Source organism: Streptomyces sp. 3N207 (genome assembly GCF_052246355.1).
In the GTDB taxonomy this organism is placed as follows: domain Bacteria; phylum Actinomycetota; class Actinomycetes; order Streptomycetales; family Streptomycetaceae; genus Streptomyces.
Window position 1 is genome coordinate 188,205 of sequence record NZ_JBQQBV010000010.1, and the last position, 15,383, is coordinate 203,587.

General features: G+C 71.1%; 13 protein-coding genes. 9 read left to right on the top strand and 4 right to left on the bottom strand.

The annotated features are described in order from the left end of the window. Positions 1-15: 15 nt before the first annotated feature. Positions 16-504, bottom strand: coding sequence for a hypothetical protein (locus ACTWP9_RS17825; RefSeq protein ID WP_443247163.1), 489 nt, complete (start codon positions 502-504; stop codon positions 16-18). A gap of 221 nt (positions 505-725) precedes the next feature. On the opposite strand from ACTWP9_RS17825, the gene ACTWP9_RS17830 reads away from it, so the two are divergent. The 3 genes from ACTWP9_RS17830 (at position 726) to ACTWP9_RS17840 (ending at position 5,568) form a co-directional block, all read left to right on the top strand. Continuing rightward, on the top strand, positions 726-1,352 hold the full coding sequence (locus ACTWP9_RS17830) for a GntR family transcriptional regulator (RefSeq protein ID WP_443247164.1): 627 nt from the start codon (positions 726-728) through the stop codon (positions 1,350-1,352). A 264-nt stretch (positions 1,353-1,616) separates the two neighbouring features. Continuing rightward, positions 1,617-4,307, top strand: a complete 2,691-nt coding sequence (gene aceE / locus ACTWP9_RS17835; protein ID WP_443247165.1) for a pyruvate dehydrogenase (acetyl-transferring), homodimeric type — start codon at positions 1,617-1,619, stop codon at positions 4,305-4,307. A gap of 223 nt (positions 4,308-4,530) precedes the next feature. Next, the gene (locus tag ACTWP9_RS17840) at positions 4,531-5,568 is read left to right on the top strand and encodes a helix-turn-helix transcriptional regulator (RefSeq protein ID WP_443247166.1); all 1,038 of its coding nucleotides are present in this window, start codon (positions 4,531-4,533) and stop codon (positions 5,566-5,568) included. On the opposite strand, the gene ACTWP9_RS17845 is transcribed toward ACTWP9_RS17840, so the two are convergent. Beyond that, the gene (locus ACTWP9_RS17845; RefSeq protein WP_443247167.1) at positions 5,559-6,539 is read right to left on the bottom strand and encodes an SDR family oxidoreductase; all 981 of its coding nucleotides are present in this window, start codon (positions 6,537-6,539) and stop codon (positions 5,559-5,561) included. The two genes, ACTWP9_RS17840 and ACTWP9_RS17845, sit on opposite strands and share 10 nt — an antisense overlap. Positions 6,540-6,696: 157 nt before the next feature. Here ACTWP9_RS17845 and ACTWP9_RS17850 point away from each other — a divergent pair, with 157 nt between their 5' ends. Then, a complete protein-coding gene (locus ACTWP9_RS17850; RefSeq protein WP_443247254.1) occupies positions 6,697-7,218 on the top strand; it encodes a DUF4240 domain-containing protein in 522 nt (173 codons plus the stop codon). Positions 7,219-7,254: 36 nt separating this feature from the next. Here the strand turns inward: ACTWP9_RS17850 and ACTWP9_RS17855 are convergent, their stop codons facing one another. Beyond that, entirely contained in the window at positions 7,255-7,698 is a 444-nt protein-coding gene (locus ACTWP9_RS17855) for a MarR family winged helix-turn-helix transcriptional regulator (RefSeq protein WP_443247168.1), read from the bottom strand. A 203-nt stretch (positions 7,699-7,901) separates the two neighbouring features. Between ACTWP9_RS17855 and ACTWP9_RS17860 the strand changes: the two genes are divergently transcribed. The 5 genes from ACTWP9_RS17860 to ACTWP9_RS17880 all read left to right on the top strand — a co-directional run bounded on the left by ACTWP9_RS17860 (position 7,902) and on the right by ACTWP9_RS17880 (position 13,129). Next, the gene (locus tag ACTWP9_RS17860) at positions 7,902-8,906 is read left to right on the top strand and encodes an SMP-30/gluconolactonase/LRE family protein (RefSeq protein ID WP_443247169.1); all 1,005 of its coding nucleotides are present in this window, start codon (positions 7,902-7,904) and stop codon (positions 8,904-8,906) included. 43 nt (positions 8,907-8,949) lie between these two features. After that, positions 8,950-9,837: a TIGR01777 family oxidoreductase gene (locus ACTWP9_RS17865; RefSeq protein WP_443247170.1), complete on the top strand. Its 888-nt coding sequence runs from the start codon at positions 8,950-8,952 to the stop codon at positions 9,835-9,837. A 255-nt stretch (positions 9,838-10,092) separates the two neighbouring features. Continuing rightward, positions 10,093-11,592, top strand: a complete 1,500-nt coding sequence (locus tag ACTWP9_RS17870) for an FAD-dependent oxidoreductase (protein ID WP_443247171.1) — start codon at positions 10,093-10,095, stop codon at positions 11,590-11,592. A gap of 108 nt (positions 11,593-11,700) precedes the next feature. Beyond that, positions 11,701-12,024: a hypothetical protein gene (locus tag ACTWP9_RS17875; RefSeq protein ID WP_443247172.1), complete on the top strand. Its 324-nt coding sequence runs from the start codon at positions 11,701-11,703 to the stop codon at positions 12,022-12,024. A 100-nt stretch (positions 12,025-12,124) separates the two neighbouring features. Further along, complete coding sequence (locus tag ACTWP9_RS17880; protein WP_443247173.1) at positions 12,125-13,129, top strand: DMT family transporter; 1,005 nt, start codon at positions 12,125-12,127, stop codon at positions 13,127-13,129. Here the strand turns inward: ACTWP9_RS17880 and ACTWP9_RS17885 are convergent. After that, the gene (locus ACTWP9_RS17885) at positions 13,044-15,281 is read right to left on the bottom strand and encodes a terpene synthase family protein (protein WP_443247174.1); all 2,238 of its coding nucleotides are present in this window, start codon (positions 15,279-15,281) and stop codon (positions 13,044-13,046) included. The genes ACTWP9_RS17880 and ACTWP9_RS17885 overlap by 86 nt on opposite strands. Between the last annotated feature and the right edge of the window lie 102 nt (positions 15,282-15,383).

The window sequence follows — 15,383 nt, forward strand, 5'->3', positions numbered from 1 at the left end:
TCCCGCTCACTGCCGCTACTTCACGTACTTGAGGATCTCGGACGGGCTCATCGGCGTTCCGTCCCGGTGGCGCATCGAGGCGGCTATCTCGATGTCGTTGTTCTCGTGAGCCTTCTTCGAATAGTCCAGGTGATTCGATATATGGGCACACATCTGAAGTACCGTCTTCACCTGGGAACCCCACATGGCGAGCGTGTTGTCGAGTTCGTCGCCCGTGAGAAGGTGATGGGAAGACAGTTCCTTCGCCGCACTCGCAGTGGAGCACATATCTCCCTTGCCCCGGCCTGCGTTGGCGATGTCGGCCTTCTTCCGCAGCGCCCCGTGCAGCTTGAACGCCTCGTGTCCGACGGCACCAAGATCGTCCTGGTGCACCACGAGAACGGGCTCGCCCGAAGCCGCACCGCCGCCCGCGCCGTCGGCAGGCAGGGCGTGGTTCAGTTGCATGCGGGTTTCCTGCGGCTCTTGGCCGGCTTTCAATTGCGTCCATTCACGTTCGAAGGTCATCTCGTCCCCCATTGACCAGCAAAGCGGACAGCGCGCACGCTCAACTCCACGTAAGGGTATGACGGCAAGGATCGTAGCCGTCCGCCGTCAACGGAGCGCCGGCTCCCTTCGGCCCGGTCGGGAATGGCAGCCCTCCGGGGGTGGCACGGAGTGCCTCAGTTGGTCGTATCGTCTATAGCGCCCTCGGCATCGACTCGCCAGGCAATCGGTAAGGAGCTTCCATGACCCCGCCCGTCGTCCAGTCGCTGCGCGAGCAGATCCGCGAGCACCTTGTGGAGGGCATCGTCAGCGGGCGGTGGAAGCCCGGCGAGCGGATCGTGGAGCGGCGGATCGCGGTGGAGCTGGAGGTCAGCCAGACCCCGGTGCGGGAGGCGCTGCGGGAGCTGGAGGCGCTGCGGCTGATCGAGTCGTCGCCGAACAAGGGCGTACGGGTACGGGAGCTGTCGGCGGCGGATCTGGAGGAGATCTATCCGGTCCGCGCCGGGCTGGAGCAGATCGCCGCCGAACTGGCGGTGCCCCGGCTGGCCGGCGACGTCTCGGCGCTGCGGCCCCACGTGGCGGCCCTGTACGAGGCCGACCGGCATGAGGACGGGGAGGCCCAGGTGCGGCACACCGTGGCCTTCCACCGCGAGCTGGTCCGCGCCGCGGGCAACAGCGTGCTGCTGCACACCTGGGAGGGCCTGGGGATCGAGGTGTGGACCGCACTGTCGATCCGCTGGCTCGGCACGGTGCAGCAGTCCTACGCCGAGGAGCACGAAGCTGTTATGGCCGCCATCGAGCGATGTGACCCGGACATCGGGCTGCTGGTGAAGGAGCATGTGCTGGGCTGCGCCCCGGCGCCCCGATAGGGCGCGGGGAACGGCGCGACCAGCCATCCGAGACCCGCACGCGGCGACGAGCCCAGCGCAACGGCGAGTTTCCGGCATCGAGTGCCTACTTCCACGGCACGGAATGCCAATTTCAGCGGGACCCTTTGATCGATCATCGATCAGAGGCGTACAGTCCCTCCGTTGGGTGCCCCCTGTCCTGCCCGTCAGGGTTCACAACACCCACCCGCACAACCGCCCTCCCGACCCGTTTGGAGGGGCCTACACGTCCGGAAGGTGGCCACCATGCCCGATCCCGTACGCCCGCGTCCGAGCGAGCTGGACCAGCTCCCGGACCGTGATCCGCAGGAGACCGGCGAGTGGCGCGAGTCGCTCGACGCCGTCGCGGCGCATGCGGGCGACGAACGAGCCGCGTACCTGGTGCGTCGTACCGTAGAGCACGCGCAGCACAGCGGACTGGCCGTACCGGCCCTGCTGGAGACGGAGTACGTCAACACCATCCCGACCTCGGCCGAGCCCGCCTTCCCGGGCGACGAGGCGATGGAGTCCCGTATCACCGCGTGGAACCGCTGGAACGCGGCGGCCATGGTCACCCGCGGCAGTCGCTACGGTCTCGGCGGTCACATCGCGACCTTCGCCTCGGCGGCCTGGCTGTACGAGACGGGGTTCGAGCACTTCTTCAAGGGCAAGGAGGCTCCGGGAGGCTCCGGCGACCAGCTCTTCGTCCAGGGCCACGCCTCCCCCGGCATCTACGCCCGCGCCTTCCTCGACGGCCGCCTCACCGAGGCCCACCTGGACCGCTTCCGCCAGGAGGCGGGCGGCGACGGGCTGCCGTCCTACCCGCACCCGCGCCGGCTGCCGTGGCTGTGGGAGTTCCCCACCGTCTCCATGGGAATCGGTCCGATTTCCGCGGTCTACCAGGCGCGGTTCAACCGCTATCTGACCCACCGCGGGATCAAGGACACCTCCTCCTCGCACGTGTGGGCCTTCCTCGGTGACGGCGAGATGGACGAGCCCGAGTCGACCGCGTCCCTCGCCCTGGCCGGACGCGAGCAGCTGGACAACCTCACGTTCGTCATCAACTGCAACCTCCAGCGCCTGGACGGCCCGGTCCGCGCCAACTTCAAGATCGTGCAGGAGCTGGAGAGCCAGTTCCGCGCCGCCGGCTGGAACGTCGTCAAGTCGCTGTGGGGCTCCGCCTGGGACGAGGTGTTCGCGCTGGACACCACCGGCGCGCTGACCCGGCGGCTGCGCGAGGTGCCGGACGCGCAGTTCCAGACGTACGCCACCCGCGACGCCGGCTACATCCGCGAGCACTTCTTCGGCGCCTCCCCCGCCCTCGTCGAGATCGGCAAGCTGCTGTCCGACGACAAGATCACCGAGCTGTTCAAGACCTCCCGCGCCGGCCACGAGCCGCGCAAGGTCTACGCGGCGTACAAGGCGGCCGTCGAGCACAAGGGCGCCCCGACGGTGATCCTGGCGCAGACCGTCAAGGGCTGGACGCTGGGCCCGGGCTTCGAGTCCCGCAACGCCAACCACCAGATGAAGAAGCTCACGGGCAAGGAGTTCCGCGCCATGCGGGACCTGCTGGAGCTGCCCATCCCGGACAGCAAGCTGGACGACGAGCTGGTGCCGTACGTGCACCCGGGCCCCGACTCCCCCGAGGTGCGCTACCTCCAGGAGCGCCGCGCCGAGCTGGGCGGCCCCGCGCCGGCCCGCAAGGTGCACCCGGTCGGCCTGCCCTCCCCCGCCGACAAGCCCTTCGACGTGCTGAAGAAGGGCTCAGGCTCGCAGGAGATCGCCACCACCATGGCGTTCGTCCGGCTGGTCAAGGACCTGATGCGGGAGAAGGAGACCGGCAAGCGCTGGGTGCCGATCGTGCCCGACGAGGCGCGTACGTTCGGCATGGAGTCGCTGTTCCCGTCGGCCGGTATCTACTCGCCGCTCGGCCAGAACTACGACCCGGTCGACCGCGACCAGCTGCTGTACTACAAGGAGGCCAAGGACGGCCAGATCCTCAACGAGGGGATCACCGAGGCCGGTTCGCTGGCGGACTTCACCGCGGCTGCCACGTCGTACGCCACACACGGCGAGCCGATGATCCCGTTCTACATCTTCTACTCGATGTTCGGGTTCCAGCGCACCGCCGACCAGTTCTGGGCGCTCGCCGACCAGCTCGGCCGCGGCTTCGTCATCGGCGCCACGGCCGGCCGTACGACGATGACCGGCGAGGGCCTCCAGCACGCCGACGGTCACTCGCACCTGCTGGCCTCCACCAACCCGGCGGTCATCTCCTACGACCCGGCGTTCGCCTACGAGGTGGGCGTCATCGTCAAGGACGGGCTGCGCCGGATGTACGGGCCGGACGCGGCGGCGCAGGAGAACGTCTTCTACTACCTGACGGTCTACAACGAGACCAAGGTGCAGCCGCCCATGCCGGAGGGCGAGGGCATCGAGGAGGGCATCCTCAAGGGGCTCTACCGCTTCAAGGAGGCGGCGGACGCCTCCGCCGACGCGCCCCGTATCCAGCTGCTCTCCTCCGGTACGGCCATCCACTGGGTGCTCGAAGCCCAGCGGATCCTTGCCGAGGAGTGGGGCGTGGCCGCCGATGTGTGGTCGGCGCCGTCCTGGACGGAGCTGCGCCGCGAGGCCCTGGAGTGTGACGCGGCTGCGCTGCGCGGCGAGGAGCGGGTGCCGTATGTGACCCGCGCGCTGGAGGGCGCACCGGGCCCTGTGCTGGCCGTCAGCGACTGGATGCGGGCCGTGCCCGACCAGATCAGCCAGTGGGTCGAGCAGGACTGGGCCTCGCTGGGGACCGACGGGTTCGGGCTCTCCGACACCCGGGAGGCCGCGCGGCGGTACTTCGGCGTGGACCCGGAGTCCGTGGTGGTGGCTGCCCTGTCGCGGCTTGCGCGGCGTGGTGAGGTCAAGTCCGAGACGGTGCGCCAGGCCGCCGAGAAGTACGGCCTCGCGTAGGCCGTCGGCCTACGCTTCGCCGGGTTCGCCCAGGGGGCGCCGCCAGAGGGCTTCGCCCAGGGGGCGCCGCCAGGGCACTGCCGCCCACGCCTGTCCCCTGCGGCTGCCCGTTGCCCCGTTGCGTGCGGGTGTGGTGTGGCCGAGCGCGCAGAACCCCGCGCCCCTTCGGGGCGCGGGGTTCGCTGTATAACGGGCGGGACGGTAACTGCGGGAGGTATTCAGCATGCGGGCGGCCCGGCTGATCAAGATGGTGCTGCTGCTCCAGGCGCGGCGGGAGATGACGGCCGCGGAGCTCGCTCAGGAGCTGGAGGTCTCCGAGCGCACCGTCTCGCGTGACGTCCTGGCGCTCTCCGAGGCAGGTGTGCCGGTGTACGCGGACCGGGGCCGCGCGGGGGGCTACCGGCTGGTCGGCGGCTACCGCACCCGCCTCACCGGTATGGGCCGCAGCGAGGCGGAGGCGCTGTTTCTGTCCGGGGTGCCCTCGGCCCTGCGGGACCTGGGGCTGGACGACGCGGCCTCCGCGGCGAAACTGAAGGTCTCCGCTGCGCTCGACCCCACGCTGCGCAATGTGCACGACAGTGCGGCGCAGCGCTTCCACCTGGACGCCCCGGGCTGGTGGCAGGCGCCCGAGACACCGCCGCTGCTGCCCGCGCTGGCCGACGCCGTCTGGTCGGACCGGCAGGTCGCCGTCCGCTACCGCCGCAGGGACGAGCGGGACGGCGGAGAGGTGGAGCGGGAGCTGGAGCCGTACGGGCTGGTGCTGAAGGCGGGCCAGTGGTATCTGGCGGCCCGCGTCCCGGCGGACGCGGGGCACCCGCACCGCAGCCCCTGGAGGGTCTACCGGGTCGGCCGGTTCACCGAGGTCTCCGTCCACGACGAGCACTTCGACCGCGACACCGGTTTCGACCTCGCCGCGTTCTGGACGGAGCAGGCGGCGGCTTTCGCCCGCTCCCTCCAGCGGTGGGAGGTGGCACTGCGGCTGACCGGGCCCGGCGCCCGCCGGCTGCGGTACGTCATCGACCGGGCCGCGGCCGACGAGGCGCTGGCGGACGGCACCGTCGACGATCAGGGCCGTACGACGGTGACGCTGCGGGTGGAGAACGAGGAGGTCGGGTACAGCCAGCTGCTCGCTCTGGGCCCGGAGTGCGAGGTGCTGGGGCCGCCGTCGCTGCGGGAGCGCTTCGCGGACGCGGCGCGGCGGACGGCGGCCCTCTACGGACCTTCCGGTGCGGAGCCGGACGGCGTTGCGGCTCAGCGGTAGCCGGTCACGTCCGCCGACTTGCCCGCGTGTTCGACCTCGGTGATGTAGCGCCAGGCGTCGGGCGCCGAGCCGTCCACATCGGTGAAGCCGTAGACCTGGGCGAGTCCGCCGCTGGAGAGGGACTGCCCGTTCCAGCGGGCCACGTCCGGGTCTCCGGCGAGCGCGGCCACGGCGCGGCCGACGAAGACGGGGCTCTCGGAGATGGCGAAGTGCGGGTCTGTGGCACAGCCGTCCCGCCAGTTCTCCTCCGTCACCTTGAAATAGGTATCGAGCATCGCCTCCGAGCGCAGCCAGCCCGGGGTCAGGCAGACCACGGTGGTGCCGTACTCCTTGGTCTCCTCCGCCAGCGCGCGGGCCATCCGCAGCGGGGCCGCCTTGGCCAGGTCGTAGTAGACCGGCTCCCGGTAGCGCTGGTTGAACTCTTCGGTGCCGTCGGTGACCTCGATCAGCAGCCCGCCGGGCCGCCGGTTCAGCAGCGGCAGGGCGTAGCTGCTGGTGATCAGGTGGCTGTCGATACCGAGCCGCAGCACGCGCAGCCCCTCGGCCAGATCGTGCTCCCACAGCTTCTTGCCGAAGCCGACCAGGTGGTCGCCGCCCCACAGGTCGTTGACGAGGATGTCGAGGGCGCCCTGTTCGCGGTCGATACGTGCGATCAGTTCCTGCACCTGCTCGGGGTCGAGGTGGTCGACAGCGACGGCGATGCCCGTACCGCCTCTCTTCCCGCCCGCCTCGGTCGCCAGTTCGGCCGTCTCCTCGATGGTCTCGCTCGCCCGGCCGACCTCGCTGGCCTTCTCCCGGGTGGTGCGGCCGGTCGCATAGACGGTGGCCCCGGCCCGGCACAGCTCGACGGCCATGGCCCGGCCCGCTCCTCTGGTGGCGCCTGCGACCAGGGCGACCTTGCCGGCCAGCGGCCCCTGGGAGCTGCTCGGTTCGTGCTGCACCTGTTCCTCCTCGCTGTTGTTCTCGTGCACAGCTCGTGCACAGGAGGAACACGCTGACAGCGATACCGGACAGCCTCTGTCGGGTATGTGCCAGGTATCACCTCTGCATCACGTCTCATAACGACACAGCCGCATCTGGCGCACTCCGCGTGCGTTGTGGGCGTCCAGGCCCGATGCTGAGGGCGTGATGGACGAGACGGAGTTCTGGGAGCTGATCGACTCCACCCGGCAGGAGGCCGACGGCGACGCCCAGGAGCAGGCGGATCTGCTGGTCGAGCGGCTCACACGACTCGACCCCGACGCGGTGACGTACTTCGCCCGCCACTTCGAGTCGCGCTACAACCGTGCCTATCAGTGGGACCTGTGGGCAGCTGCCTGGATTCTGCTGGACGGCGCGAGCGACGATGTGTTCGACGCCTTCCGCTGCTGGCTGATCGGCCAGGGCCGGGAGGTCTTCGAGGGCGCGGCGCACGACGCCGACGCGCTCGCGGAACTGCTGGAAGACTTCGACGAGGAGCTGGACGGCGACGGCGAGGAGCTGGGCTTCGCGGCGGACGAGGCGTACGAGCAGCTGACCGGTACCGTTCTGCCGGACCTGGGGTTGCCGGAGGCGCCGGCCGACCCCGACGGCATCCCTCTCGACATGGAGGATCCGGCAGCGCTGGCCGACCGCCTGCCCCGGCTCTGGGACCGCTTCCGGAGCGAGTGACCCGCGGCCCCACTCACCGGAGCGCCGGTCGCCGGCTCACTCCGGCCGTACCGATTCCAGATACTCCACGCTCCGCGCCAGCAGCGAGATCAGCTGCTCGCGCTCCTCGTCGGTGAACGCGGCGGCCAGTCCCCGCTCGACGCGGATCGCGTTCTCGTCCGCCTGTGCCATCACCTCCGTGCCCTGCTCCGTCAGCCGGGTCTCCAGCACGTTGCGGTGCCAGGCGTGCGGGGTGCGGGTGATGAGACCGCGCTGCTGGAGGTTCTTGAGGATCGTGTTCATCGTCGGCGCCGTCACCCGGCACGCCCGGGCGAGGGCCGCCGCCGGCATGCCGGGGTTCTCCGCGAGCTGGAGCAGCGCCGCGTACTGAGGGACCGTCAGCCCGGCGGGCTTGAGCACGGCGTGCTTCGTCGCGCTGAGCGCGTGCTCGGCGGCCTTGATGTGCGAGCCGAGGCGCTCGGCGGCGGGCATGGAGGTCATCCCTGCATCGTATCGACCGGCACATGCATAAGTACCTTGACGAAGATTAGAGCTCTAACTAACGTGTGTACACGTCATGCCGATAGGGGTCTCAGAACCGTGGCGGCCATGCGCGCCGCCCGTGCCCCTTCTGCCACTGGAGGCACACCATTTCCCGCACACTCCCCCTCTCCCGGCGCCGTGTCGCGCTGACCGCGCTCGCCGTGGCGACGGCGGCCACCGCACTCACGGCGTTCACCGCGCCGGCCGCCGGCCCAGCGCCGACCGCGCACACGGCGCCTGCCGCTCACCCCTCGCACGCTTCCCAGCTGCGGATCTCCACCGCGTACGAACTGCCCGGCGACCGCGTCTACCCGGAGGGGATCGCCGCCGATCCCCGTTCGGACCGGCTGTACGCGGGGTCGTACGAGACCGGTGCCGTCTACCGGATGACACCCGGCCACCGGGTGGCCGAGACGTTCCTGCCCGCCGGTGCCGACGGGCGGCACACCGCCAACGGGCTCAAGGTCGACGACGCGGGACGGCTGTGGGTCACCGACTCCACCCAGGGCGTCTCCGTCTACGACACCCGCACCCGGAAGTTGCTGGCCCGGTTCGACGTCTCCGGCACCGATCCCTCCTTCGTCAACGACCTTGTCCTGACCCCGGACGGCTCCGCCTATCTGACGGACAGCGTGCGCAATGTCGTCTACCGCGTCACGCCTGCGCAGTTGGCCCGCGCGCAGGCGGAGGGAGGACGCGGGCGGCTGGTCGCCCGCTTCGACCTGAACGGGGTGCTGCCCCCGCCGTCCGGCGAAAACCCCTACGCCCTGAACGGCATCGCGGCCGGACCCGGTGGCCGCTATCTGCTCACGGCCGACATGACCGGTGGCGGCCTCTACCGCCTCGACCCGGTCACCGGCAAGGTGTCCCGCGTCCGGCTGCACGGCGCCGACCTGCGCAACGCCGACGGCCTGGAGACCGCGGGCAACCGGCTGTGGGTCGTACACAACACGGACAACGCGCTGAGCCGCTGGCGGCTGAGCCACGACGGCACCGAAGCCCGCCAGGAGGCCCGGGCGAGCGACCCCGATCTGCAGCTGCCCACCACCCTCGCGCGGGCGAACGGCACCCTGTTCGTGGTCCGTTCACAGTTCGACAAGGGCGGGCCGATGGGCCCGGGTACACCGCAGACGCCGTTCACGATCGCGGCCGTGCGGGGACTCTGAGCGGCGGCCGGTGCACCCGGCAGGCATGCGTCAGGATGGGCGCATGCGTATTGCGGTCACCGGCTCGACCGGACTCATCGGCTCGGCGCTCACCCGCTCGCTGCGGGCCGAGGGCCACGACGTGCTGCGGCTCGTACGGCGGCCGGCGGCGGCAGCCGACGAGCTGCGGTGGGATCCGGCAGGGGGCACGGTGGAGGTGGCCGGACTCGCCGGCTGCGAGGCCGTCGTCCACCTGGCGGGCGCGGGCGTCGGCGAACACCGCTGGACGGAAAGCTACAAGCGCGAGCTGCGCGACAGCCGGGTGCTGGGCACCCGGACCCTCGCCGACGCCCTCGCCGCGCTGGACACCCCGCCGCACACCCTGATCGTCGGTACCGCGATCGGCTACTACGGCGACACCGGGGACCGGGCCGTCGACGAGAGCGCCGGTCCCGGCACCGGTTTTCTGGCCGAGCTGTGCCAGGACTGGGAGGCCGCGGCGAAGCCCGCGCAGGACGCCGGGATCCGTACGGTGTTCGGCCGCACCGGGCTGGTCGTCGCGCGCGGCGGCGGGGCGTGGGGGCGGCTGTTCCCCCTCTTCAGGGCCGGGCTCGGCGGCCGGCTGGGCAACGGCCGCCAGTACTGGAGCCACATCGCGCTGCACGACCATCTGGCGGCGCTGCGCTTCCTGCTGGGAGAGCAGTCGCTGAGCGGCCCGGTGAACCTCACAGCGCCGCAGCCCGCCACCAACCGTGAAGTCACCGCCGCCATGGGGCGGGTACTGCACCGTCCCACCCTCTTCGCGGTCCCCGCCCCCGTGCTCCGTATCGCACTGGGCGAGTTCGCCCAGGACGTGCTGGGCAGCCAGCGGGTGCTCCCCCGCCGCCTGCTGGACGCGGGCTTCCGCTTCGCCTTCCCGACGGTCACGGACGCCATCCGCGCCGCTCTTTGAGCCCGGCGGCCTGCTGAGGCGGGTTCCCGTTCTGATCCCCTGTGCCTCCGGGCGCCCCCCGCGCGACGTACCGCGAGCGCGATCACACACCAACTCTCGAACACGGGTATGAGCCGAGCCCGGTGGGGCATCAGGACGACAACTGTCCCCACAGCGGCACAAGAACGCACGCACAGCACCAACGCGACAGCAGCGAAAAGGCTGACCCCCATCGGACCCATCAGACCAGCACGCGCGTCGACGTCGGGAGGACACGTGCTGACCAGCAGCGCAGACGCAGGCACCCGCACCGGGAGTGGCGGCGAGGAGGTGGAGGCCGTCGGCAGAGACCGGACCGCGGACGTGGTGATCGTCGGTGCGGGACTGGCCGGGCTGGCCGCCGCGCACCGGCTGACCGGCGCCGGGATGCGCGTCCTCGTCCTTGAGGCGGCCTCCCGCGTCGGAGGGCGGCTGCGTACCGACCACGTCGAGGAGTACCGGCTCGACCGCAGCCCCGGGGTGGTCAGCCTGGACCGGGACGCGGATGCTTTCGCGCGGCTGCCCGCGCTGGACACGCTCACCCTGCGCCCGTTCACACCCGGGGCACTGCTGCACGCGGAGGGCCGGACGCACCGGGTGGCGGCCCGGTCGGCGGAGCGCGCTTCCCAGTCGGTGCGGGCCGGCCGTACGGGCCAGCTCGACCGGCGCACGAGGGGCGCAGGAAGCACGCGGGGCGCACTGACAGCACTGACGACGGCTCGCGCGCTCACCGGCGCGCGCAGCCGCGCCGACATGTCCGACGCGCTGGGCCTGGTGCGGCTGCGCGCATCCCTCGCCCGGTTCGCGGCAGCACCGCCCCAGGGGCTGCTCTCGCGGCCCGAACTCCCCGCCGGCCAGGCCCTGTCGGCGCGCGGCCTGCCCTCCCGGCCGGCCGAGACGCTGGTGCGTCCGCTGCTGACCGCACTGCTGTCGGACCCGGCGCTGACCACCTCCAGCCGCGTCGCCGATCTGACGCTGCGCGGCTTCGCGCGGGGCGGGCTCGGCGTACCGGCGGGCGGGCAGGCCACCGTTCCGGAGCTGCTGGCGGCAGCGCTGCCGCCGGGCACGGTGCGTACGGGCGTACGGGTCACCTCCGTGAGCACGCACACCGTGGAGACCGAGGAGCACGGCACGTTCGGCTGCGAGGCGGCGCTGGTGGCCACCGGTGCCCGCTCGGCCGCCACGCTGCTGCCGGGGTTGCGGGTGCCCCGGTTCCACCCGGTGACCGTCCTGCACCATGCGGCGCCTGCCGCCCTCCCGCCGAATGCGCCCGGGCCGTCGTTCACCGTGTGCGCCGAACGGGACGGCACGGAGCCGGATCCGGTCAGCCACACCTGGGTGGCCTCGGCGGTGGACCCCTCGCGGGCGGCGCCGGGCCGGACCCTGGTCACCTCCGTCGTACTGGGCGGGCGGGCAGCCGAGCCGCCCGCGGCGCTGGACAAGGCCGCACGTGAGCAACTCGCGGGTGTCTACGGCACGTCGACGGACCGCTGGGAGCTGCTGGCGGCGTACCACGACCCGGAAGCGGTACCGGCGATGCCCGCGCCGCACGACCCGAGGCGGCCGGTGCGAGTGCTGTCGGGGCTGTACGTCTGCGGGGAGCACCGGGACACCAGCACGCTGCGCGGGGCGCTGAGTTCGGCGCAGCGGGCGACGGAACAGATCCTGCGGGACTTCGGCCGTCCGGCCGCCTCGGAACAGACCGCGCAAGAGCCCGCACAGGAGACCGCCGCCTAATCGAACAAAGATCCCGAACTCCCTGATGACCAGCGGGTTTTGTCAGTGGTGCGGGGTAGAATCGAAGTAGTTTCCAGGAAGCGCACCGACGTCGTGAGGAGACCGTCGATGACTGCTGTCCGTGCCCGTACCTCTCGTTCGCACACCCGCCCCACGACCCGCAACCAGTCGCACCAGCAGCAGCACCTGCCGAAGATGTCCACTCTGCCCGTTCTGCCCAAGAAGCCGCTCCCGGCGGGCCGGCCGCGCGAGTGGTACGAGACACACAACCGCCGCCTCAAGGCCATGCGGATCGCCATAGCCCTGCTCGACACCGGCGTCTACACCGCCGCGCAGGCCCGCAATCACACCATCCGAGCGACGGCGCACCGCATCGGCGTGCACCCGCCGTCGCCGACCACCTGCCGCCTGGTGCGCTCCCTGCTGCCGTAGCAGTCCGGAAGGGAGCACCGGAAAACCAGTGGCGTCATGAGTATGGGTAGCCTACGGTCCTGACTCGCATATGCGGTCGGTGAACCATGAAGGAGCCCTCATGGCGGCAGGCAAGGGACGCGCCGAGGCCACAGCGCTGGCAGCAGCCGGAGTCACGGTTGTGCTGTGGGCCTCGGCATTCGTCTCCATACGCAGCGCGGGTGAACACTACGCCCCGGGCGCCCTGGCGCTGGGACGGCTCGGGGCCGGTGCCCTGGTGCTGTGTGCGGTGCTGCTCATCCGGCGCGAAGGGCTCCCGCCCAAGGCCGCCTGGCCCGGCATCGCCGCCTCAGGGGTCCTGTGGTTCGGCGGCTACATGGTCGCGCTCAACTGGGGTGAACGCCTCGTGGACGCGGGCACGGCCGCAATGGTCGTCAACATCGGCCCCATCCTGATGGCGGTGCTGGGCGGCTGGCTACTCAAGGAGGGCTTCCCCAGCCGGCTGCTGGCCGGGATGGCGGTCTCCTTCGCGGGCGCCGTCGTGGTCGGCCTGTCCGTCTCCGAGGGCGACGGTTCCTCGCCGCTGGGGGTGGCGCTGTGCGTGCTGGCAGCCGTCACCTACGCCCTCGGGGTCGTCTGCCAGAAGCCCGCACTGCGGCACGCCTCCCCGCTCCAGGCCACCACGTTCGGCTGCCTGATCGGCTTCGTCGCCTGCCTGCCGTTCAGCGGTCAGCTGGTCTCGCAGGTGGCGGACGCGCCGCTGTCCGCCACGCTCAACACCGTCTACCTGGGCGTGTTCCCCACCGCGCTGGCCTTCTCCACCTGGGCCTACGCCCTCTCCCGCACCACCGCGGGCCGGATGGGCTCCACCACGTACGTGGTGCCCTTCCTCGTCGTCCTGATGTCCTGGCTCTTCCTGGACGAGGTGCCCGGCCGACTGGCACTGGCGGGCGGTCTGCTGTGCCTGGCGGGGGTGGCGGTCTCCCGCTCGCGCAGCCGCACACCACGACCCCCGCAGCCCGGCACCGCGGCCGGTGCCGCTACCGCGACATCAGCCGCGCGGCAGAGTGACCCAGCCGCGCAGCCGACGTCCCCAGACCCGCAGGCCCGTCGAACGGCCACGTAGGCAGGAAGTGGCGGCGCAGATCCGCCTCCGTGTAGCGGCGGCAGTCGCGGTGCCACACCAGGATCCCCGCCATCCAGTTCTCCAGCTCCCGCACATAGCCGTCCAACGCCGCCCGCCCGGCCTCGTCGAGCCCGAAGTCGTCGTAGAGCACGGGAAACTCGTGCGCGGCGACATGCTGGAACTGCCGCATCCTGGACTTCATCAGGTCGTCGACGATGCGCAGCGCCGTCGGGTAGTCGCAGTCGAAGAAGGCGCGGACGACCAGCAGCCCGTTGTGCAGCTCGCCCTCGAACTCGATCTCCTTCTGGTACGAGAAGACGTCGTTGAGCAGGCAGGCGTAGTCGGCAGCCGCGTTCTCCAGCGACTGCATCGGGCCGCTGCGGTAGATCTCCTCCGGGATGGTGTCCGGCTGGGAGAGCCGGCACAGGCTCATGGTCAGGTCCGAGCCGAAGGTCCGCCGCCGCATCTCCACGTAGTCGACGGGGTCGGGGATGCGGTTCTGCGCCTGGTTGTCGAGCTCCCACAGCCAGCTCTCGGCCATGATCTCGATGGCGGTACGGAACCGACGGCGCTTCCCGGGGCTCATCGGGCCCGCCGTCCTGACCCACAGATCGGCCAGTGAACGCTCGAACGGGCCGGCCGGAGGCGGCGGCTCACCGTCGACGGGCATGAAGAGGGACAGCCGCTCGGTGCACGCCTTGGCGCCCGCCAGATCGCGGGTGCGTCCGAAGCGGGCCGGATAGTAGTCGTCGCCCCAGGTGCCCCAGGCCAGCCAGGCGGAGGCCAGATCGAGCTCGTCGGCCGTCGCGTCCGGGTGCAGTCCGGCGGCGCACAGCGGCAGGTCGTAGTCCCGCATCAGCTCCTCGTCCCACAGCCGGCCGCCGGGCACTTCCGGCTGCGGCTCCAGCAGTCCCATCCCGTGGGCCCAGCTGACGACGCGCTCCCGGGCGCCGCCCAGGTGCGGGCTGAGCCGGTGCTCGAACGGCATCTCGAAGTCGGGCAGCACGGAGGGCCCGGTGCGCTCGTGCGGTACGTGGGTGAAGAAGCGGGCGCGCCGCAGCTGCGCGCGGGCGTGCGGGCGCAGCACGTCGGCCGCCGAGGTGCCGAGACCGGCCGGGACGAACGGCAGCCGCGCCGGGCCGGTGCCGCCCGCTCCGCCGCCGTTCATATAGCGGCTGGAGCGCATGTGCCACTCGTGGCCACCGGACTGCCAGTCCTGAAGTCCCTTGGTATAGGCGGCGATATCGGCACACGCGGCCGGGTCCAGGCCCTTGTCGGCGCAGAGCGCAGGCACTTCGGTCAGCGCGGTGTGCTCGAACTGCTGGAGGCGGGAGGTGAGCAGGTCATTGACGGCGTCGGCGGCCTCCTGGGTGCCGCACTCCAGGAACGTCTCCAGGACGAGTACGCCGTTGGACAGCTCGCCCTCGTCCTGCGTCTCACGCTGGTACGAGAACAGGTCGTTGCGCAGATGGACGGCGTCGGAGAAGGTGTCGCGCAGTACGCACAGCGGGCGGGAGGCGGCAACGGCGGCGGGCACCTCGGCGTGCGCCGCGAACTCCACCAGCCCGGCCGACCACGGCGCACCGCCGACCTTGCGCCGCATCTCGATGTACTCGACCGGGTTCGGCACCCGCCCGATGTTGATGTTGGAGAGCTCCCACAGCGACTCGTTGAGCAGGTTCTCGGTGCTGACGGCGAACCGCGCGCGCCAGTCGGCCGACATCGACGGCACCGTTCTGGCCCACAGGTCGGCCAGGCCCGCCTCGACGGGGTTGGTGGGTTCGGGCACCGGGGACGCCGGGACGTCCTCCAGCGGCATGAACAGCGGCAGCCGGTCCAGATACGCCTTGCCGCCCGCCCGGTCCTGGGTGCGCTTGAACTCCTCCAGGAAGTGGTCGTCGAAGAAGAAGACCCACACGTACCAGTCGGTGACCAGCGCCAGATCGTCCGCTTCGGCGTCGGGATGGGTGTAGGCGCACAGCAGCGCGTAGTCGTGCGCGTCCAGGTCGGCGGTGTCCCAGATCCCCGAGCCCTCCAGCATCCCCATCTCCCGTGCCCACTCCCGTGAATGGGTCCGGGCCTGGTCGACGTGCGGGTTGAGCCGGGCCGGGTAGGGCACATAGAAGTCGGGCAGTTCGAAGGGTTGCGACAACGTCACTGTCCCCCAGCTCGTCGGATCGGTAGCTGACTTGGCCTACCCGGCCCAAGCTGACGAACATCCATTTTCACTCGGACGTGGGACCCCGCCTGTTAC

Bases quoted from the DNA above. Each gene is read 5' to 3' on its own strand.
- ACTWP9_RS17850 (WP_443247254.1), top strand. From the start codon at position 6,697: ATGGACGAGACGGAGTTCTGGGAGCTGATCGACTCCACCCGGCAGGAG.
- ACTWP9_RS17840 (WP_443247166.1), top strand. From the start codon at position 4,531: ATGCGGGCGGCCCGGCTGATCAAGATGGTGCTGCTGCTCCAGGCGCGG.
- aceE (WP_443247165.1), top strand. From the start codon at position 1,617: ATGCCCGATCCCGTACGCCCGCGTCCGAGCGAGCTGGACCAGCTCCCG.
- ACTWP9_RS17875 (WP_443247172.1), top strand. From the start codon at position 11,701: ATGACTGCTGTCCGTGCCCGTACCTCTCGTTCGCACACCCGCCCCACG.
- ACTWP9_RS17865 (WP_443247170.1), top strand. From the start codon at position 8,950: ATGCGTATTGCGGTCACCGGCTCGACCGGACTCATCGGCTCGGCGCTC.
- ACTWP9_RS17855 (WP_443247168.1), bottom strand. From the start codon at position 7,698: ATGACCTCCATGCCCGCCGCCGAGCGCCTCGGCTCGCACATCAAGGCC.
- ACTWP9_RS17830 (WP_443247164.1), top strand. From the start codon at position 726: ATGACCCCGCCCGTCGTCCAGTCGCTGCGCGAGCAGATCCGCGAGCAC.
- ACTWP9_RS17880 (WP_443247173.1), top strand. From the start codon at position 12,125: ATGGCGGCAGGCAAGGGACGCGCCGAGGCCACAGCGCTGGCAGCAGCC.
- ACTWP9_RS17825 (WP_443247163.1), bottom strand. From the start codon at position 504: ATGACCTTCGAACGTGAATGGACGCAATTGAAAGCCGGCCAAGAGCCG.